20 protein-coding genes, 1 tRNA gene and 3 pseudogenes (1 of these 24 only partly in view) are annotated in these 19,147 nt (G+C 59.8%); 8 read left to right on the forward strand and 16 right to left on the reverse strand.

Translation table 11 applies throughout. The annotated features are described in order from the left end of the window. Together SADO_RS14280 and SADO_RS14285 are read left to right on the forward strand one after the other, a co-directional pair. Positions 1–925: the end of a pilus assembly protein gene (locus SADO_RS14280; RefSeq protein ID WP_353112549.1), read on the forward strand. 3,110 nt of this gene lie to the left of the window's left edge; 925 of the gene's 4,035 nt are visible here — the last part of the coding sequence; its start codon lies beyond the left edge, outside the window; its stop codon occupies positions 923–925. A 1-nt stretch (position 926) separates the two neighbouring features. Further along, positions 927–1,343 (forward strand): type IV pilin protein, encoded by a 417-nt coding sequence (locus tag SADO_RS14285; protein ID WP_353112551.1) that lies wholly within the window; start codon positions 927–929, stop codon positions 1,341–1,343. Between the two features lie 18 nt (positions 1,344–1,361). Here the strand turns inward: SADO_RS14285 and SADO_RS14290 are convergent, their stop codons facing one another. From SADO_RS14290 to murJ, 4 genes are all read right to left on the reverse strand, one after another. Continuing rightward, entirely contained in the window at positions 1,362–2,444 is a 1,083-nt protein-coding gene (locus tag SADO_RS14290; protein WP_353112553.1) for an NAD(P)/FAD-dependent oxidoreductase, read from the reverse strand. Between the two features lie 100 nt (positions 2,445–2,544). Next, a complete protein-coding gene (gene lspA, locus SADO_RS14295) occupies positions 2,545–3,054 on the reverse strand; it encodes a signal peptidase II (RefSeq protein ID WP_353112555.1) in 510 nt (169 codons plus the stop codon). Continuing rightward, positions 3,051–3,989: a bifunctional riboflavin kinase/FAD synthetase gene (locus SADO_RS14300; RefSeq protein ID WP_353112557.1), complete on the reverse strand. Its 939-nt coding sequence runs from the start codon at positions 3,987–3,989 to the stop codon at positions 3,051–3,053. The genes lspA and SADO_RS14300 overlap by 4 nt, the downstream gene beginning before the upstream one ends. Positions 3,990–3,992: 3 nt before the next feature. Then, positions 3,993–5,558, reverse strand: coding sequence for a murein biosynthesis integral membrane protein MurJ (gene murJ, locus SADO_RS14305; protein ID WP_353112559.1), 1,566 nt, complete (start codon positions 5,556–5,558; stop codon positions 3,993–3,995). Between the two features lie 275 nt (positions 5,559–5,833). Between murJ and rpsT the strand changes: the two genes are divergently transcribed. Beyond that, a complete protein-coding gene (gene rpsT / locus SADO_RS14310; RefSeq protein WP_353112561.1) occupies positions 5,834–6,103 on the forward strand; it encodes a 30S ribosomal protein S20 in 270 nt (89 codons plus the stop codon). A gap of 95 nt (positions 6,104–6,198) precedes the next feature. Here rpsT and proB read toward each other — a convergent pair whose 3' ends face one another. The 4 genes from proB to rplU form a co-directional block, all read right to left on the reverse strand. Next, a complete protein-coding gene (gene proB / locus SADO_RS14315) occupies positions 6,199–7,338 on the reverse strand; it encodes a glutamate 5-kinase (protein WP_353112563.1) in 1,140 nt (379 codons plus the stop codon). Beyond that, positions 7,322–8,404: an Obg family GTPase CgtA gene (gene cgtA, locus SADO_RS14320; RefSeq protein ID WP_353112565.1), complete on the reverse strand. Its 1,083-nt coding sequence runs from the start codon at positions 8,402–8,404 to the stop codon at positions 7,322–7,324. Before cgtA ends, proB begins: the two co-directional genes overlap by 17 nt. 113 nt (positions 8,405–8,517) lie before the next feature. Further along, positions 8,518–8,778, reverse strand: coding sequence for a 50S ribosomal protein L27 (gene rpmA, locus SADO_RS14325; RefSeq protein ID WP_353112567.1), 261 nt, complete (start codon positions 8,776–8,778; stop codon positions 8,518–8,520). 51 nt (positions 8,779–8,829) lie between these two features. Beyond that, entirely contained in the window at positions 8,830–9,144 is a 315-nt protein-coding gene (gene rplU / locus SADO_RS14330; protein ID WP_353112569.1) for a 50S ribosomal protein L21, read from the reverse strand. Positions 9,145–9,307: 163 nt separating this feature from the next. Between rplU and SADO_RS14335 the strand changes: the two genes are divergently transcribed. From SADO_RS14335 to SADO_RS14345, 3 genes are all read left to right on the forward strand, one after another. Next, the gene (locus SADO_RS14335) at positions 9,308–10,276 is read left to right on the forward strand and encodes a polyprenyl synthetase family protein (protein ID WP_353112571.1); all 969 of its coding nucleotides are present in this window, start codon (positions 9,308–9,310) and stop codon (positions 10,274–10,276) included. 2 nt (positions 10,277–10,278) lie between these two features. Then, positions 10,279–10,355, forward strand: a tRNA-Pro gene (locus SADO_RS14340). A 149-nt stretch (positions 10,356–10,504) separates the two neighbouring features. Beyond that, the gene (locus tag SADO_RS14345) at positions 10,505–11,569 is read left to right on the forward strand and encodes a tyrosine-type recombinase/integrase (protein ID WP_353112573.1); all 1,065 of its coding nucleotides are present in this window, start codon (positions 10,505–10,507) and stop codon (positions 11,567–11,569) included. 120 nt (positions 11,570–11,689) lie between these two features. Here the strand turns inward: SADO_RS14345 and SADO_RS14350 are convergent. Together SADO_RS14350 and SADO_RS14355 are read right to left on the reverse strand one after the other, a co-directional pair. Next, a pseudogene (locus SADO_RS14350) lies at positions 11,690–12,816 on the reverse strand (IS3 family transposase). Positions 12,817–12,878: 62 nt separating this feature from the next. Next, positions 12,879–13,754, reverse strand: coding sequence for a hypothetical protein (locus SADO_RS14355; protein WP_353112575.1), 876 nt, complete (start codon positions 13,752–13,754; stop codon positions 12,879–12,881). Between the two features lie 386 nt (positions 13,755–14,140). On the opposite strand from SADO_RS14355, the pseudogene rnk reads away from it, so the two are divergent. Next, a pseudogene (rnk, locus tag SADO_RS14360) lies at positions 14,141–14,497 on the forward strand (nucleoside diphosphate kinase regulator); the annotation flags it as partial. A 249-nt stretch (positions 14,498–14,746) separates the two neighbouring features. On the opposite strand, the pseudogene SADO_RS14365 reads toward rnk, so the two are convergent. The 6 genes and pseudogenes from SADO_RS14365 to SADO_RS14390 all read right to left on the reverse strand — a co-directional run bounded on the left by SADO_RS14365 (position 14,747) and on the right by SADO_RS14390 (position 17,785). Next, positions 14,747–15,068, reverse strand: a pseudogene (locus SADO_RS14365) (SMR family transporter). Between the two features lie 193 nt (positions 15,069–15,261). Beyond that, complete coding sequence (locus SADO_RS14370; protein ID WP_353112577.1) at positions 15,262–15,747, reverse strand: DUF488 domain-containing protein; 486 nt, start codon at positions 15,745–15,747, stop codon at positions 15,262–15,264. A gap of 58 nt (positions 15,748–15,805) precedes the next feature. Continuing rightward, positions 15,806–16,018: a hypervirulence associated TUDOR domain-containing protein gene (locus SADO_RS14375; RefSeq protein WP_353112579.1), complete on the reverse strand. Its 213-nt coding sequence runs from the start codon at positions 16,016–16,018 to the stop codon at positions 15,806–15,808. Between the two features lie 33 nt (positions 16,019–16,051). Beyond that, positions 16,052–16,990 carry an NAD(P)H-dependent flavin oxidoreductase gene (locus SADO_RS14380; RefSeq protein WP_353112581.1) on the reverse strand — a complete coding sequence of 313 codons (939 nt, stop codon included), beginning with the start codon at positions 16,988–16,990 and terminating at the stop codon, positions 16,052–16,054. Further along, positions 16,991–17,308, reverse strand: a complete 318-nt coding sequence (locus SADO_RS14385; protein ID WP_353112583.1) for a carboxymuconolactone decarboxylase family protein — start codon at positions 17,306–17,308, stop codon at positions 16,991–16,993. 42 nt (positions 17,309–17,350) lie between these two features. Beyond that, positions 17,351–17,785, reverse strand: coding sequence for an Rrf2 family transcriptional regulator (locus tag SADO_RS14390; RefSeq protein WP_353112585.1), 435 nt, complete (start codon positions 17,783–17,785; stop codon positions 17,351–17,353). A 78-nt stretch (positions 17,786–17,863) separates the two neighbouring features. Here SADO_RS14390 and hmpA point away from each other — a divergent pair, with 78 nt between their 5' ends. After that, entirely contained in the window at positions 17,864–19,090 is a 1,227-nt protein-coding gene (gene hmpA, locus SADO_RS14395) for an NO-inducible flavohemoprotein (protein ID WP_353112587.1), read from the forward strand. The last annotated feature ends 57 nt before the right edge of the window (positions 19,091–19,147 follow it).

Here is a 19,147-nt window from a genome sequence, read left to right on the forward strand (position 1 = left end):
GGACGGCGATTTCATCACCGACTACATCTATGCGGGCGACTTGTACGGCAATGTCTGGAAATTCGATCTGACCAGTCAGTCGAAAAACAACTGGGAGGTTGCGTTCGACGGGCGCCCTCTGTTTACCGCCACGGATGATGAGGGCGACCCGCAATCGATCACGACCCAGCCCCAAGTGGGTGTGCACCCTTACGGCCAGCGCTATGGCGTGATGGTGTACTTCGGTACCGGCAAGTATCTGGAGAATAGTGATCGCGACGCGAAGGTCGGCCAGCAGAACTCGTTCTACGGCATATGGGATCTGGACGTCTTCACTTTCAATGACAGTAACGGCGGCAAAGGCACGTTCAGCACGAGTCTACGCAGCGATATCCCACGCGCACGCTTGCAACAACAGACAATCACGGACACGCCGGACAAGAACGGGGATACCTACCGCCTGGTCAGTGATGAGCCGGTCGATTACCAATTCGAAGACGATCGAATCGCGAAGGTGAACCGACGCGGCTGGTATATCAATCTCGACGCCGACGAAGGCGAGCTGGTCACCACGGACAGCCGTATCGAGGGCGATACCATCGCCTTCAGCACCACGATTCCGAATACGGAGATATGTACAGCCAGCGGCAGCGGTTTCTTCATGCTGCTTGACCGCAACACTGGTGGTCGTACCGATTACCCGGCCTTTGACCTGAACGGCGACTACCAGCTCGACAAGAACGATACCTTCTCCAAGGACGGAAAGAATATCGGCGCGTCCGGCTTGCGCATCGGCGCAGGCATTCCGGGCGAAGCGACCCATCAGACCGATCCAACCAACGACACGGCCTACTACATCGTGCCGGCTTCGGACGGCTCGACACGGCTGGTCTACACTCAGCGGCAACCCGATCGCCGGCGTAGCTGGCGAGAGATAAGGCGCTAACATGAAGACAAAATCCCGCGGCTTTACGCTTATAGAGCTGATGATTGCCGTTGCCATCCTCGGCATCATCGCGGCCATCGCGTACCCGAGTTATCTCAACCAGGTCCGAGCGTCGAAGCGGTCAGACGCTCGCAGCGCCTTGCTGCAAGCGGCAAACCGACAAGAGCGTTTTTACACCACCGAATACACCTATTCGGACACACTCGGCGCCGGTGGGCTTGGCATGCCGACGGAAACAGAGAACGAGGCGTACACGCTCGCAGTCGACAATGCTGACGGTGACGGCTTCTCAATATCCGCCAACGCGCAGGATGATCAGCTGAACGACGATTGCACCACCCTGTCGATCAACGAGATCGGTGAGAAAACGGCAAATGGTGCAGGCCCTAACGAGGCGATCAGTCAGGAGTGCTGGTAGCGTCGCAAGGAACAGCAGCTAGAGGCGCGCGGGGTCGAAGGCGGAAATCGGCGCAGTCAGGCCTTGCACGATCGCATCACGCAGAATCTCGGCGCTCGATGGCGCGCAGAGCACGCCATTTCGATACTGGCCGCTATTGAGATAAAGCCCCGTTACGCCGGGTAGCTGACCGATCAACGGTTGGCCATCGCCAGTGGCTGGCCTCAGCCCGGCCCAGTGTTTTTCTATCGGCAGATCGCCGAGGGCAGCGCACATGCCTATCGCACTGCTGCGTAGCGAGGCTGCAGTCTCGCCGTCTGTCTTTCTTTCGTATCCACCCGGTTCGAGGGTGCTGCCTACGAGAATTCGTCCATCAGCCCGAGGAATGGCGTAGCGCCCATTCTGCAGGAGCACCGTCGGCAGCAAACCTGGCGCTCCACGCATCAGAAGCATCTGCCCACACACCGGGAATATGGGCTGCGGCGCAAGCTCACCCAACAGAAGACTGCTCCACGAGCCCGCTGCCACGACCCCATGCGTCGCGCGCACGATGCCTTGCGCGGTGTCGAAACCTTTGAAGACGCGGTTGTCTGTACGTGGGCCCGTAACCGGGCAGTCCTCGAGCACCCGCGCACCGCGCCGAACCAGCGCAGAGAGCAAGGACTGACATAGACGAGGGTTACGCACCTGAGCGGCGTGCGGGAAGAACAGGCCTCGGGGCGTCTGCGTCTTTCCAAACCACTTCGACAACGCTGCGTTATCCAACGCTGCGGTCGGCTCCGCATGTTGCTCTGCCCAGGCTCTGCCCTTCTCGATCTCTGCATCATCGAGAACGCACAGGCCTGTCTCCCGGTACTCACTGTCGATACCGGAACAGGCATCGACCGCGGCAACGAAGTCGCTATAGATCGCGCGCCCGCGTTGCGAAAGTCTCTGCACAGCGGCTGAGTACTTCCAGGGATAGATCGGAAACAGGATGCCGCCGCCGGCCCAGGATGCCTCGCGACCGATCTTGCCCGCATCGATCACCGTAACGCGATAACCCGCATCCAACAGATACCAAGCGGTAGACAAGCCGACCAGGCCGCCACCAGCAATCGCCACATCGTAATCGGACTTCATCGAACGTCAGGCAATACGTCGGGGAACCAGAACGCTTATCGCATTACGGGCTACCGTCGCCGCAATACGGCGCCGCAATACGGCGCGGCTATACGCTGGCTCAGTCGCGGCGCGGGCGGAGCATGTCGGTGCCCAGCAGAATCGCGCCCAGCACGATTGCACTGTCGGCGACATTGAAGGCCGGGTAATGCCAGCCGTACATATGAAAGTCGACGAAATCGATCACGTAACCACGGGTCGCGCGATCGATCGCATTGCCGAGCGCGCCACCTAGAATGAGCGCCAGCGAGCACGCCACCAGCCGCTCACCCTGCGGATGCCGCCGCATCCAGATCAGAATGCCGATCGACACCAGCACGCTCAACGCGACGAAGAACCAGGGCGTGGCGCCGGCAAAGATGCTGAACGCCGCGCCGGTGTTGTGCATCAACGTCAGATTCAGCCAGTCGAACAGGTGAATGCGATCGAATAGCTCGAGCTGGTTAACCACAAGCTGCTTGGTGACCTGGTCAGCTGCAATGACAATCGCTGATAGCCAAAGCCAGTGCACGTTCTGCAACTGGAAACCGCGCTCTTCGTGGGCGGCGCTCTTTTGTGAGGATGACGTCATGGAGATGAAGACTCTTGCAGATGCCGCCGGACCTTGGCGACATCGCGGTGCATCTGGGCCGTGAGCGCGTCGAGCGAGTCGTAGCGCTCCTCTTCGCGAAGGAACTGTTCGAAGGATACGTCAATGCGCTGACCGTATAAATCGCCTTCGAAATCGAGAATGAAAACCTCGAGCAATGGCTCGCGGCCATTCACCGTCGGTCGCACGCCAAAACTTGCAGCCGCAGCACGGCGTCGCCCGTCCGGCATATAGGCCCATGCGGCATAGACACCGTAGCGAGGCGCTGGTTTACGCGCCAGTCGTATGTTCGCGGTCGGAAACCCAAGCGTGCGCCCCAGGCGCTCACCGCTGACGACACGACCACTCACCCAGTAGGACTGGCCGAGCAAGCGTGCAGCAATCTGCGGCTGCCCTGCTGCCAGCGATTCGCGCACGCGGGTCGAGCTGACCCGCGCACCGTCGACACAGACCTCTGGCAGCGGTGCGATCTCGATATCCCGCGGTGCCGCGAATTCGCGCAACGTGTTGATATCTCCCGCACGGGCTTTGCCAAAGCGAAAATCCTCGCCTACAAGTACGTGACGTGCCTGTAGCCGCCCTTCGATCAAGCGGGTTAAAAACGCCTCCGGTGACAGCGACGCGAACCGCGCGTCGAACCGGGCCCAGATGAACAGATCGACCCCGAGCGCACGAGCCGCGCGCATCTTCTCGCGCCGTGACGATAGACGTGCTGGCGCAGCGGCAGGGTTGAAGAACTCGAGCGGCATCGGCTCGAAGCTCATGAGCGCGCTCGGCAGATTCAACGCCGCCGCGCGTGACCGCAGCTGTTCGATGATGGCCTGATGACCGCGATGCAGGCCGTCGAAGTTGCCGATCGTGAGCGCACAACCGGTCGCCAACGGCTGCATCTGTTCTACATGACGAACGATACGCACGGTCTAGGCCGTCTCACTGCTTAGAAACTGCCGAGGCCGAACGCCAAGCGCAGCCAGCACACCGAAATAAACAACGCCACCCGCGGCAATCCAGGTCAACAACCATTGCACGCGCGACAAGGCATCGCGTGCAATCCATGTCTCCAGCTGCGCGGCGCCGAACCACAGCACACCGCCCATTGCGACACAGGCCGCAAGCACCTGAAGAATCAGGCGCCGCCACGCGCTAGTCGGCGTATAGACCCCATCGCGACGCAGATAACGATACAACAGGCCGGCGTTCACAAACGCGCCCAGTGACGTGGCTAGCGCCAGCCCTGTATGCGGCGCTGTCCAGTCCATCCACGTGGCCAGGCCGACGAAGCCGATATTCATCACCATGGCGCAGACCAGCGAGATCACGCCGCAACGCACGGGTGTTCGCGAATCCTCGCGCGAAAAGAACCCCGTCACCAGCACCTTGACCAACGAAAACCCCATGAATCCCAGTGCATAGGCCATCAACGCGTACTGACTCATCAGCGCATCGTGGCCATCGAAGGACCGATAATTGAACAGCGTCGTCACCAGCGGCCCTGCCATGACGAACAGACCGACCATGGCAGGCAAGCCGATCACCGCCAACAGGCGCAACGCCCAGTCCAGCGTATCGGAAAACTCGCGCGCCGACTTGCTCGCATGGCGCGCTGAAAGGCTGGGCAGGATGACCGTGGCGATCGCAATCGAAAAGACGCCCAGCGGGAACTCCATCAAACGATCCGCGTAATAGAGCCAGCTCACGCTGCCCGAGGCGAGCAGAGACGCAATGATCGTATCCAGCAGCAGGTTGAGTTGGGCCACCGACGACCCGAAAAGAATCGGCAGCATCAGCGTGAGAATGCGCCGCACCTGCGGATGCGACCAACCCCAACGCGGACGCGGCAGGCGATCCAACTGGGCAAGGAATGGCAACTGAAAAGCAAGCTGCACGAGGCCGGCCAGCAGCACACCGACGGCCAATGCCATCTCCGGCCGTGCGAAATACGGCGCCAGAAGCAACGCGGCCCCAATCATGCAGACATTGAGCAACACGGGCGTGAATGCCGGGACGCTGAAACGGCCGTAGGTGTTGAGTATGCCCCCGGCGAACGCGGTCAATGAGATGAATAGCAGGTACGGAAAGGTCAACCGAAGCAGGTCGACAGCCAACGCAAACTGATCTTCCTGATGCGCGAAACCCGGCGCGAACAGATAGATGAGAAGCGGCGCCGCCAAAACGCCGACGATCGTTATACCGATCAGGATCAGCCCAAGGGTGCCGGCGACCACGTCGATGAGGTGTTTGACGTCGTCTTCCGATTCCTGGCTCTTGGTGGCCGACAGGACCGGAACGAAAGACTGTGCGAATGCGCCTTCCGCAAACAGCCGCCGCATAAAGTTGGGTATCTTGAACGCGACCAGAAACGCGTCCATGCCGGCGCCCGCGCCGAAGATCACGGCAAAGATGACGTCGCGCAGAAACCCCAGCACGCGCGACAGCAATGTCATCACGCCAACCGTGCTTGTCGACCGTGCCAGCGACGCCGCCATGTACACCCCGTAGAAACCGCGAAACGCGGCGCACTATAGCGGGATTGCGCCGCCGGCCGAAAGCGACGAATGCATGGACGCATGTAGCCGTCACTCCCCCGCTCTCGATCCGAATGCCGTAAACTGGGTGGCTACAGGCGTCTGCGCGGCCCACGGTCGCGAACGGTGGGAGACCCGTGCCGGAATCCCGCACCAAGAGTTGACAAATGACGCGCAAATACGAATAATCGCGCGCCTGCAGACCTTTTCATTCATCGAATTTCAGGAGCCGCTCAGTGGCGAACTCTCCGCAAGCCCGCAAGCGCGCCTCACAGGCCGTTACCCGTCGTGAACGCAACATTGCGCAGCGCTCGCTCGTACGCACGCACATCAAGAAAGTGCAGAAAGCGATCGCCGCTGGCAGCGAAACCGACGCCCGTGCGGCTTTCGAGGCTGCCGTGCCGGTCATCGACCGCATGGCTGGCAAGGGCCAGATCCACGGCAACAAGGCTGCGCGTCACAAGTCGCGCCTGAATGCCCAGATCAAGTCGCTCGCCAGCGCCTGATCGGCCGGAACGCTGAGCCGGGGTTACTCCGGCTCAACGCAAAAAGCCCGCCTAGCGCGGGCTTTTTTGTGCCTGGAATTCACCCGATCGAGCGGTCAGGCGTTACGCGACACCACCAGATTATTGCGATGGATGAACTCCGGCTCGCCGCCGTAGCCCAACAAGGCCTCGATACGCTCGCTGGGCTCGCCGACGATCTGACGGATCTCGCGCGCATCGTAATTGGCCAAGCCTTGCGCAATCTCTTCACCTTCGGGGCTGATACAGGCCACGAGATCGCCCCGCCGGAATTCACCATCGACGTGGGTGATGCCGATAGGCAACAGACTACGACCCGCGGTGCGCAGCACGCGCGCCGCACCGGCGTCGATACGCACACTACCGCGCACACGGCGCTGGCCGGCAATCCAGTTCTTGCGGGCTGCCCGGCGCTCACCGCGGCCTGGCGTGAGTAGCGTACCGATCGATTCACCGCGCGTGATTCGCGCCAATACGTCTGGCGCGAGGCCGTCCGCTATGACGGTGGCAGCGCCCGAGTCCGCAGCCTGCCGCGCGGCGAGTACCTTTGTCCTCATGCCACCCCGCCCCAGCGCGCCACCGGTGCCTGCGGCCGCCTCGAGCAAGGAGGGATCGCGCGCATCGCATTGTTCAATACGTTGCGCACCCGGCACGCGCCGCGGATCGGCATCAAAGACGCCGGACTGATCGGTAAGAATGATCAGACCATCGGCATCCAGTAAATTGACGGTCAACGCGGCCATCGTGTCGTTATCTCCGACACGAATCTCGTCGGTCGCGATAGCGTCATTCTCATTCACAATCGGGATCACGCCCATGCCGAGCAATGTCATCAACGTGCTGCGCGCATTGAGATAACGCCGACGGTCTGCCACATCGTCGTGCGTCAACAGAACCTGTGCGGTGCGCAGACCATGGGCATCGAAACAGTGGCTATAGGCCTCGACCAGCCCCGCCTGGCCTACCGAGGCCGCGGCCTGGACGGCGCTCAAGCTCGAAGGCCGGGATGTCCACCCCAGGCGAACCAGTCCCTCGGCGACCGCGCCGGAGGACACCAGCACCACCTGGCAGCCCGACTGGCGCAGCGCCGCGACCTGTGCCGCCCAGCCCTTCAACCGCTCACGATCCAGACCCCGACCATCGGCGGTCAGCAGCGCACTGCCGATCTTGACTACCCAGCGCCGCGCACCGGGCATGTCGTCACGCGTCGAAATCATCGTCCTCGTCTTCGAATGCGGGCGAGTTGTAGGACTCACCCGCTGCCTGGGCACGCTCGCGTTCGGCATCGAGATGATCCATGGCGTCGCTCAGCAACGGTTTGAGCGTATCGGGCTTGATGGCGGATACCGTGTACACGGGGCCGTCCCACTCGAGTGCCGCGACGATCTTGTCGCGCAGCTCCTCCACTTCTTCAGGATCGAGCACCTCGGTCTTGTTGAGCACGAGCCAGCGTGGGCGCTCGCCAAGCTGCGGGCTGAACCGCACCAGCTCGTCGGCGATCATACGCACGTTCTCGACCACGTCGCCGCTGTCAAAATCGAGCAGGTCGACCACATGGAACAACAAGCGGGTGCGCTGAATATGACGCAGGAAGCGATGCCCGAGCCCTACGCCTTCAGCCGCCCCTTCAATCAGGCCCGGCAGGTCGACGAGCGTGAAGCTACGTAGCGCCCCCACACTTACCACGCCGACCTGGGGATTGAGCGTTGTGAACGGGTAATTCGCAATTCGCGGGCGCGCGCCCGACACGCCAGCCAATAACGTGGACTTGCCAGCGTTCGGCATACCCACAAGCCCCACGTCGGCCAGAAGCTTGAGTTCAAGATGCAGCTCGCGAATCTCGCCGGGCGTGCCGTCAGTCGTCTTGCGCGGCGCCTGATTGGTGCTGGACTTGAAACGGGCGTTGCCCAGGCCGTGAAAACCGCCCTGGGCCACGAGCAGCTTATCGCCATCGTGCGTGAGGTCGCCGATCAACTCGCCGGTCTCGCGAGCGTAGCAAAGCGTGCCAATCGGCACGGGAAGATGCCGCTCCGAACCCTTCGAGCCCGTGCGGTTCTTGCCCGCACCATTGCCGCCGCGTTCTGCCTTGAAGACCCGGCTCACGCGGTAGTCGTAGAGCGTATTCAGATTGTGGTCTGCAACCAGATAGACCGACCCGCCGTCGCCACCATCGCCGCCGTCCGGACCGCCGTGCGGAACGTATTTCTCGCGCCGGAAGCTCAGGCTGCCGTGACCACCGTCACCCGCTTCGACACGCAGATTGGCTTCGTCAACGAATTTCATGAGTTGCTCTCTCTCGGCAGCGTCACCAGGCCACGGTCGGCGACTCGGGCATTGTTACAGACAAAAAAAAGCCCCGCGCTCGGCGAGGCCTTTTAGCACATACGCGCGGTACGTTACTCGACAGCTTCTATCGAGACGTACTTGCGGTTGCGCGGGCCCTTCACGCCAAAGCTGACCACGCCATCGGCGTGCGCATAGAGCGTGTAGTCGCGACCGGTGCCGACGTTCGTACCGGCATGGAAGCTGTTGCCGCGCTGGCGCACGATGATGTTGCCGGCCTTGACCGTCTGGCCGCCGAACTTCTTGACGCCAAGGCGCTTAGATTCGGAATCGCGACCGTTACGTGTACTGCCGCCTGCTTTCTTATGTGCCATGAGTGATTTCCTCTAGCCTGTATTTCAGCCGTGTTATCGAGTCGTCGGCGCTCAGGCGCCCGGAATCGACTTGATCTTGAGCTGGGTGTAATGCTGGCGATGACCGTAGCTACGACGGTACTTCTTGCGGCGCTTGAACTTGATCACCTGGATCTTGTCGGCGCGCGCATGCGCCATCACTTCAGCCGAGACCGCCTTGCCTTCCAGCACGGGGGTTCCAACCTGGACATCATCGCCGTCCGAGATTAGAAGCACATCATCGAGATCGATGGTGCTGCCGGCTTCCACATCCAGCTTCTCGACGCGCAGAATATCGCCTTCTGCAACTCTGTACTGCTTACCGCCGGTGCGTATAACCGCGTGCATGACAACTCCACATCGCGTGAAAACAAGGGCTCGTGCCCGTTTAAAGAGCGCGAATGATACGTTCTCAGCCGCACAGGGTCAACGACGGAATGCGCTTTCCGGCAATCTTGACAGGAAACAAGCGCGCGCCTAAGTTTGCCGCTGTTTTCCCGGTCTGCACCTCATGAGTATCCAGCCGCTACTGAAGCCGGTCGATGATGAAATGCGCGCAGTCGATGCACTCATCCGTGCGCGCCTGAATTCCGACGTCATTCTCATCAACACGCTCGGCGAGTACATAATAGGCAGTGGTGGCAAGCGCTTGCGGCCGGCACTCGTATTATTGGCCGCGCGCGCGAGCGGTGGCGCGGGCGAGCAGCATCACCTGCTGGCCGCCATCATCGAGTTCATCCATACCGCCACCCTGCTGCATGATGACGTAGTGGACGAATCGACCATGCGTCGCGGCCAGCAAACGGCAAACACCGTATGGGGCAATGACGCGAGCGTACTCACGGGCGATTTTCTCTATTCGCGCGCGTTCCAGATGATGATCGAGCTCGATTCCTTCGACGTGATGCGCGTGCTGGCCGATGCCACCAACCGGATCGCCGAGGGTGAGGTGTTGCAGCTCATGCATGCCCACAACCCTGATCTGGCGGAAGCGGATTATCTCGAAGTGGTCGATCGCAAGACGGCCAGCCTGTTCTCGGCCGGCTGCCAGCTCGCTGCACAGCTTGGCGGCTGCAATGAAATCCAACAGCAGGCAATGGCCGACTACGGCCGCCATCTGGGTATTGCATTCCAGGTCATCGACGACGCACTCGACTACGGCCGCGGCGATGGAAATTACGGGAAGAACCTCGGCGACGACCTCGCCGAAGGCAAGGCCACCCTGCCGCTGATCCGGGCCTTGGCCTGTCTTGAAGGCGACGAGGCCGCATCGATTCGTACCGCGGTACGCGAAGCCGACCTCGATGCACTCGATTCCATCTTAAAAGCGATTGAATCCACGAATGCGATGGAATACACTTGCCGCCGCGCCGAGGAGGAGGCCCACAAGGCCATCGCCGCACTCGACGCTTTCGACGACTCTCCCGCCAAGGAAGGGCTCGTCGAGCTGGCCGAGTTCTCGGCCCAGCGCAGACACTAGATCGGGGTATAGCTCAGCTTGGTAGAGCGCCATCTTCGGGAGGTGGAGGTCGTAGGTTCAAATCCTGCTACCCCGACCATCTAGTGTTTTGATATCCCGGGCTTTTTTCGCCGCAATCCAAACCGCTCTTCAGCGGTGGTTGCCGCTGGTTGCAATCTGGTTGCACGAAGGCCATTTCTGTCCGCTGACTCCCCACCGTTACCTGCCCTTAACCGAGCAGGAGTTCACGTGGGAACGATATACAAGCGCACCGGCGACAATCAGCGCAAAAGCCAGAAAAATTGGGTCGCCCAGACTCGGATTCATGGACGCACACGCAGTCGTAGCTTCCATGAGAAAGCTGAGGCCAAAAGCTGGCTTGCGCAAACCGAAGGCCGAGCAGTCCTTGCTGAGAATGCGCCCGCGCTCGCGCAACGAGGTGCGCGCGCTGAACTCCCTCATCTATTCATTGTAGGCCACGCGCTCGACCTTTATTCCACTGCAGCGCCCCGCCACGTGTCGACACTGACGTGGAAAGCCTGCCAGGCGCCGATCGTCGCGTACTGGCGCAAGCAACCGCTCGCGCGGCGCTCAATCAGCGATGTCTTTCGGAACGACATCAAGGAATGGATCACGAAGAGTCGAGCCGCGGGATGTCCAGCGGGCACGATTCGCAAACGACTGAACATCCTCAAGCAAGCCATCGACCTAGGCCTAGAACGTACGCAGTCATCACGGCGCAACCCTGCAGCAGGACACCGCATCAAACGCGATCCCAAACGACGCCGGCGGCCGACACCCGCAGAAAAATGCGCGCTGTACTCCGCGGCACAGGAGGCGCGCCGCGCACTTGCCTACTGGGCAATGCGGTGGGCCGAGGAATGTGGCATGCGGCGCGCAGAAATAGCGCGCCTAAGGCACCAAGACATCAACTTTGAAAACGAACCGCCTATCCTCACCGTGCCCTTGGCAAAGACGCAGCCGCGCCGTTTTTATATGTGGCCGCAGCTCGTGCGGCTCTATGAGGAAGTCAGTACAGACTTGGGCTGCACCGAATATGTATTTGGCGGGATTCGTGCCGATTCAATTACGCAGGCCTTTGAGCGCATACGTCGCAAATCGAAAATCTCGAACGAGGTCACCTTCCACTCATTCCGTTATGAAGCCAACTCTTGGATGGTCGAAAAACGCGTGCCTCGAAAACTTCGCAAGCAAATCATCGGGCACGTATCAGACGAAATGAGCGACCACTACACAGAATTTTCAGAGGTTGCGGCCCAAATCATGAGTGACGCATCTGAAGCACGTGGATGATTCTGCGTTTTATCCCGGGTTACCCATTTAGTACGACGACACACGCTCGCACCGACCCACTCTTGCAACTCCTAACCAGCTTTTTTTGGACTTACCCCGTTCCGTAGACACTCGTGACCCTCACGAAGAGGCCTGTTCAAAGGCCTCAGGACTGGTCCCGCCGAGATGGCTATGGCGACGGGTGCGATTGTAGAACGCTTCGATGTCATCGAGGATGGCGGCCTGGGCCAGATCGCGGGTCTTGTAGACGCGTTTCTTTATCCGTTATTTCTTCAGGCGCGAAAAGAATGATTCGACCACGGCGTTACCCAACGGTTACCGCGTCGCTTATGCTAGATTCGAGATTATGGGCGGCGCTAAGCGGCCCCATTCGTCGCTGCCGAACTGGATGCCCTGGTCGAAGTGTAAGAGCACCCGACGGGCGCCTTTGCGTCGCCAAACCGCCATTAACAACGCATCGAGCACGACCTCGCGGCCTAACGTGGGCTTCCTCGACCAGCCGACGACCTTGCGGGCATAGAGATCGACGACCACGGCGAGATAGAGCCAGCCTTACGAGGTCCGGATAAAGGTGATGTCGGTCAGTCAGGCCTGATCCGGCGGAGCAACAGTGAACTCGCGGTTCAGTCGGTTCGGCGCGATGATCGAAGGCTGGCCAACGATATGCCGTGGCGCCTTATAGCCACGTAACGCCTTGATTCGATTCTCTCGCATAATCCGTGCGACGCGGTGCTTTCCACAGGTCTCGCCTGCTTCCTGAAGATCGGCGTAGACGCGCAGTTCGCTGTGCACACCACTGCTGGCCGCGTACGAGTCGCGAATCAGAGCGGGTACACGCCGGCCTTCGATCACACGATCTGACAACGGTTTATGCCACCACGCATAGAAGCCGCTGTGCGAAGCGCGCAGCACACGACACATCATGGCGGTCTTGAACACGGCGCGATGATCGTTGATGAGCTGGTACTTCACTCCGGCTGTTGAGCGAAGTGCCTCGCGGCCTTTTTTTTAGGATATCGCGCTCCTCTTCGGTGCGGCGCAACCGTGCGCGCAGCTTAACGATCTCGCTTTTGGCCTCGACCAGCTCGTTAGCTCGCTGCTCGCTATTGTCCGGCTTCACCGTCATTACCCACTTGTACAGGCTATGAGCCAAGACGCTCGGCCACATCGGCGACTGGATAGCCACAGCCCAGAACCTGCCGCGCCGCGTCGTCCTTGAATTCCAGGGTATATCGCTGACTGCTCATTAATCTTCCTTCTATGCTCAACTCATGCGCCAGAAGTGTCTAACGGCCCCGGACAACTCCAGTCATAGGCCTGGAGTGTCTAACGAACCGGGGCAGGTCCAGCAGTAGCTCTCGATCGCACGTTTAAGTCGGTCCGCTACACGCGCAGCACGAGCCGTCGTTGCCCTCCTACTCACTAGGAGAGTTTCAATCGGCCACTGAATATCTTGAACCCATTCCGGCATACCGCGCGAAACATGCTGCAGATCCAAGATCATGGCCCCTCTACGAGTCCCAATATTTAAGGTCGCGCCACGACCCACCAGATGGCCCTGCATTTCGCTTCGCTGCAGAACGATTACCTGCGCATGTGACGCTGTCATATAGAACGACCAACACCGCTTTATTTCTCTTACACGGCCCAGCAGGTAGATCCGCGACGAACGGTCCCGAGCGCCCTCGAAAAAGTCAATCGCATATCTCACGTCACGCTCAAAAAGCGTTTCCAGGCACTGCGCGATGAGCACCGCACACTCGTTCGTCGAGCGGATCGAGACGCTCTGTATTCGCTTCACCTCACGCCGCTTTGCTAAGCGCTGGGCTTCAGTTTCCTGAGTTGGCGCGTCAGGCGCTGGCAGACTGATCGCCTCTGGTTTCCCTGCGCCAAGCCTGGCTGCCTGTGAAGCGATAAAATCGAGCAACGGATCCCACGCCTCTGTATCGAACCACTCTGTGTACCCGTCGCCGCGGGGCATCGTGTACCTGTGCCTGCGAAACAGATGTTGCGAGAAGCTTTTGACCTTGCGCGCACCCTCGCCTTCGAGTGGAATCTGGAGGCTACGATCGAGGTCGATTTTTTGCGGCAATGTTCGCACCGGTTGCGCCACATTGCTGCTGGTTCCAATTGTAAATGCATCAATATCCAAGCATTTAAGTAGATAAAGAACCGACTTACCCATAAAGCTACACCTCGTTCACGAATGATCTAATGTCACACAAGCGGGTATGCATTTTCGTGCGGACATTGCAGCTTACGCCCACTTCCTCGAAGCGATGGTTCGAACGGAGCATTGCAATCAACCCAATAAGGCACGCCGTGTCCATATCAACCACATATTCGCCCTGCATCGCCACGAGGCAAATGAGACTTATCGACCGTCAACTCATTAATCTCGTAGCTGCATTGTGTGCATGGGGCTCATAGCGATAGCACACCAACACGACGCCAAGTCGCGCTCAACCTAAGGTACGGTGGTCCCTTCGGCGCCGAAGGGCCAATCACATTCCGAATGGCCGCGCCGTGGGGTCTTTGGCAGGACAGGCCGTTACCTAGACCGACTACGAGCGTATCGACGCGCTGCTCAAAAAAGCCGGTGATAACGTACCCGGCATTCGCGAGCTCCGTGCCGAACTCGAGCGCGCCCATGTCGTTGTTTCACCCGACATCCCGCAGGACGTCGTCACGATGAATTCGACTATTGCGTTCGAAAATGTCGACTCCGGCAAACGGTTCGAATTGACACTCGTATATCCCAAGGATATGGACGGTAGTCCCGGCAAACTCTCCACCTTGGCGCCTGTCGGCAGCGCCCTGGTCGGCTTGGCCGTCGACCAGATGATCCAGTGGCAGGTGCCCGGCGGCAACACGCTAAAGCTGCGCGTGCTTGAGGTGCGCGATCAACCCGAAGCGCGATATCGTTAAGCCACGGATCAACACCGCGAAAGAATCGTGAGCCCTGATGAGGAACTAGCAATAGCTGCCCGTGTGCGCGATGCCTGTATTGAAGCCACCTTGGCTGGTTACGAGGACGCATCGATTTCGGGGCTTTGTGGCGAAGGGCCCTGGAAGGGGCAATCAGCGCAATAAGGCGACTCGATTTGAGTGGAACGATCGAGTCGCGAGACGCTAATTGCCTGGGATTAAAAACGTCACGCTGATCGGCTCAACTGATCAGCTGTCGGAAGACACCTTCATCAAAACGAGCCCGGCCAAAATCAGGATCACCGCGATAATGCACAGGGCGCTAGCGGACTCGCCCAGCACCAGCACACCCACGACGAAAGTACCCTCCGCACCGATCCCGGGCCACACCACATAAGCCGTGCCCAATGGCAGCGCGCGCATCGCGATACCCAGCAACGCGAAGCTGGCAATCATTGCGGTTATCGTCGTGAGTGTCGGGCCGAGACGTGAAAAATCCGGCGGGTTACTTCATGGAGAAGGCCCAGACGATCTCCAGCAAGCCGGCGGCGAACAGAATGATCCAAGACACGAGGCTCTCCTGCGGGACCGGGGTGGTCCAGGTCAGTCGCAACCCATGGATGGGCGAGGTCGTGGCCTCGACGAGCAGAATAAATAAACCGGCTGGCCGGAACAATCGTCAACGCGCGTCTTCTGATCCGACTACGGCCTGAAAACAAAAGAGAGGACCATTCATAGGCGGTCCGGGCCTAGCGCTCGATGCCTCATTCCGTGGCGGGATAGACCAACAATCCCTGTGCGGCTGAGCGCGCCGCTGGCGTCATCGAGGCTGGCTGAATACGGCCCTTGCCCATCAAGTGATAGACGCGCTCGCCGCGATGGAGCAGATGGTCGGCGATGAGGCGCCGGTGACAGCGCCACCATACGGCCTCAGCGCACATGACGGCGCAGACCATTCGTCGACCCAGATCGACCAGTGCGTCCAGTGCGCTCTGGAACGACTGGCTCAACGCGTAATCCGCGTAGTTATGGAAACTGCGATTGCGCCAGTAGCCGTTGACCTCCGCTGCGATCGTCTCTGATCGACTACGCAGCCCCGCCAGGGCGACACAGTGGCTATAGCCGATCCCGAACGTTTCGAGTCTGTCCGCAAAGGCATCGCGATTGAACTGAGGATTGGTGCGTGAACGCGGCATCGCTCGCACATCAACCACGTGCCCGACCTCGGCTTCGCGCAACAAGGTAATCAACTCATCCTGCGAACGCGTGGAGTGTCCGACCGTATAAAAGATAGCGCTCGACACTCCCTCACTCAATCAACGTCAACGCAGATTCCTTATGCGCCGCAATATGGTCTGTCTTGTCACTTTCGATTTCGTATTGGGGCGCTGTAGGTGACGCGCGCCGCTTATGGCCCTTGTAATCGAAATCCTGCGTATGAACCTTGGTGATGCGACCGCTGACGTAGCCAGCCTCGGAGTTCCAACGCACGTGATCACCGACCTTGAGTCGCTCACTCATGGCAATGTCCTTAACTGACTGTTTGAATAATGATCAAGCACCCATCAACGCGTCGGCCTCGCGCGCAACCCGCGTGACAATGTGCGCGGCCGGCTCGACCGTATCGATTAGATCGACCGCCTCACCCGCGAAAACGACAGCCGTATCCGTATCGGCCGCCTGTTCAGCCCGACGATAAATAACCTGCTGTCGCGCCAGGTCAGCGGAAAGACCTTCCTCATGTCCGTGCCACTGGGCGCAAAATCGATTCATGGGCACTCGGCCGGTAATGTGCGTCGGCCAAGGATAATCCCGCACGATATCAAATACGCGCGTGCGCAAGGTGCTGTCGCCACGACTCTCCAGAATGAAGCGCTTTGCGTTGGCAGATCCCAGCGCTCCCTCGCTGGCGAAAAATCGCGTCCCGATCAGGGCGCCCGCCGCCCCCAGCATGTGAACCGCAGCGAGGCCTCGACCATCGGCGATCCCACCTGCTGCTATCACCGGCGTCGGGGCAACGGCATCCACCACCGCGGGCACGAGGCTCAACGTGGCACGCGTGCCACCATGACCGCCACCCTCCGTGCCCTGAGCCACAATTAGATCCACACCCGCGGCCGCGGCCTCTCTCGCTTGCAGGCGTGTCTGCACCTGACAGATCACCTTGGCACCCGCATCCCGCACCTTGGCCAGAAACGGCAGGTAATCGCCGAAGGAAAACATGACGGCCTCAGGCTCGTATTCGAGAGCTTGGTCGAGCAGCGTGGGATTGCGCTCTAGAGCCCAGGTGATGAAGCCGACCCCGATCCGCGCCTCGCCCGCGTTCTGAAATTCACGGTCCAACCAGTCCGCATCGCCGTAGCCCGCGCCAATCAAGCCGAGACCACCGGCGTTGCTCACCGCAGCAGCCAGTGCACCACCTGAGACATTGCCCATGGGTGCCAGCAGGATCGGGTATTCAATCCCCAACAGATCAGTCAAAACGCCACGCATCTATTCACCGCCTGACGTATCGGCATAAATCTCAAGCGCACGTTGCGAATGCGCGACGGCGCCGCCGGCACGCATCTCCGCAGCGACCCAGATCGCCTCCATCACCTGACCAGGCGTCGCGCCGGCACGCTTAGCGGCCGGCACGTGCCCGTCGATACAATGTGGACACTGAGTGACATGCGCCACAGCCACCGCGATCAATTGCTTGGTTTTGACGTCCAGTTCACCGGCAGTGAATACCGTCTTGCTAAAAGCACGCCATGCCTGCTCCGCATCAGGGGTCAGCGCCTTACGTTTTTGGCCGGCTGTTTGTGTCATGTCGCTTTCTCCTTGTGTATATGCGATCAGGTGGTTACCCACTCACGAAGCGCGAGCGAGCAGCCCACGCAATTCGTCGTCGTTAGTCACCAACGCCTCGAGCGAATAACCATCCAGCTCCTCGAGAAACGCGGCCTGCGCACGCCCCAATATCTTTTTCAGGCTGCAGGCAGGATCGATTGGACAGGTTGAGTTCGGGCCAAAGCACTCGAGCAGCCTGAGGTTTTCGGTGCGACGAACCACGGCCCCGATATTGATCTGACTCGCCGGTGTGGCGAGCCGTAGACCGCCACCTCGACCGCGCTGGCTGTGGATATAGCCGTACTGGACCAGCGTTTGCGCCACTTTCGCCATATGGTTCGCCGAAATCCCATAGCGATCGGCGGCTGCCTGAACAGTGGCCGGCATATCCTCGTCTCGGACCGCCAGATAGATGAGCAATCGAAGCGAGTAATCAGTGTGGGTGGTCAGTTGCATGTGTGCTTGACATATTTAATTAGGTAATTAACATACCAATTATAATTCGGTATGTCACTTACTTGTTTGGAGAAAGCCGTGCTGACAGACTCCCAGAAAATGATCGTCAAGCAGACGGTGCCTATATTGCAGGCGCACGGTGAGACGCTGACACGTCACTTCTACGCTCGGATGTTTCGGGTCAATCCCGAGGTGCAGGCGTACTTCAATCCAGCACACCAGCGCTCGGGCGGCCAGCAGCGCGCTCTGGCCGGGGCAATACTTGCCTACGCGCAGCATATCGACGATCCCGCGGTGCTCTCTGATGCGGTCGAGTTGATCGCGCAGAAGCACGCGTCCCTGAGTATCAAACCGGAGCACTATCCGATCGTGGGCGACAATCTCCTCGCCTCGATTCGCGAGGTTCTGGGCGAGGCCGCGACCGATGAGGTCATCAACGCTTGGGCAGCCGCCTATAGAGTGCTGGCTGATATCTTCATCACGCGTGAGGCACAGATTTATCGCGATCAGCAAACGCAATATGGCTGGCAGGGATTCAAACCGTTTCTCGTCGACCGGCGAGAACAAAGCAGCGACAACATCACGTCGCTTTATCTCAAGCCGACCGACGGCAAGCCACTTGCGGCGCATAAGCCTGGGCAATACATCAGCATCCGTGTGGCGCTCAAGGGCGGCGAGACCGTCATGCGGAACTACAGCTTGTCTAACCCGCCGGGCAGCAACTATTACCGAATCAGTGTCAAACGTGAATCGGACGCTGAGGGAAATGCCCCCGACGGTGTGTTTTCAAACTATCTGCACGACCACCTCAGAGTCGGCGATCGCGTCGAGCTGAGTCCGCCTTGCGGCGAATTTACGCTCGACAGGCCGGACGATCCCGTCAATCCGTTGGTGTTCATAGCCGGCGGCGTCGGCATCACGCCCTTGATCTCGATGCTACATGAAGCACTGGACCAATCAGACGGCAGCCGCCCGATTGTTTTTATCCAAGCGGCGCTCAACAGTGCTGTTCAAGCCTTTGCGGACGAACTCGACGCGTTGCGGAAAGCCTATTCGAACCTGCGCGTCCATGTGCGCTTCAGCGCGCCCGGTGACGCCGACCGGATGGCGAACCAGCACGACAGTATTGGCTTTGTCGACGACGACCTGCTCGACGAGATGGTCACGAGCCCTGACGCCGACTATTATTTCTGCGGCCCCACCCCGATGCTCACGCATATCCACGCGCTGCTGCGTCGTCGCAATGTGCCCGAGGATCATCTGCACTACGAATTCTTTGGCCCTAACACCACACTCGCGGCGTGACGTCTATGTTGTCGCCGCCGGCGGTACCCAGGCAGTCGTGAACATGGCTGTCGGCCG

This window comes from Salinisphaera dokdonensis CL-ES53, assembly GCF_040361215.1.
Classification (GTDB): Bacteria; Pseudomonadota; Gammaproteobacteria; order Nevskiales; family Salinisphaeraceae; genus Salinisphaera; species Salinisphaera dokdonensis.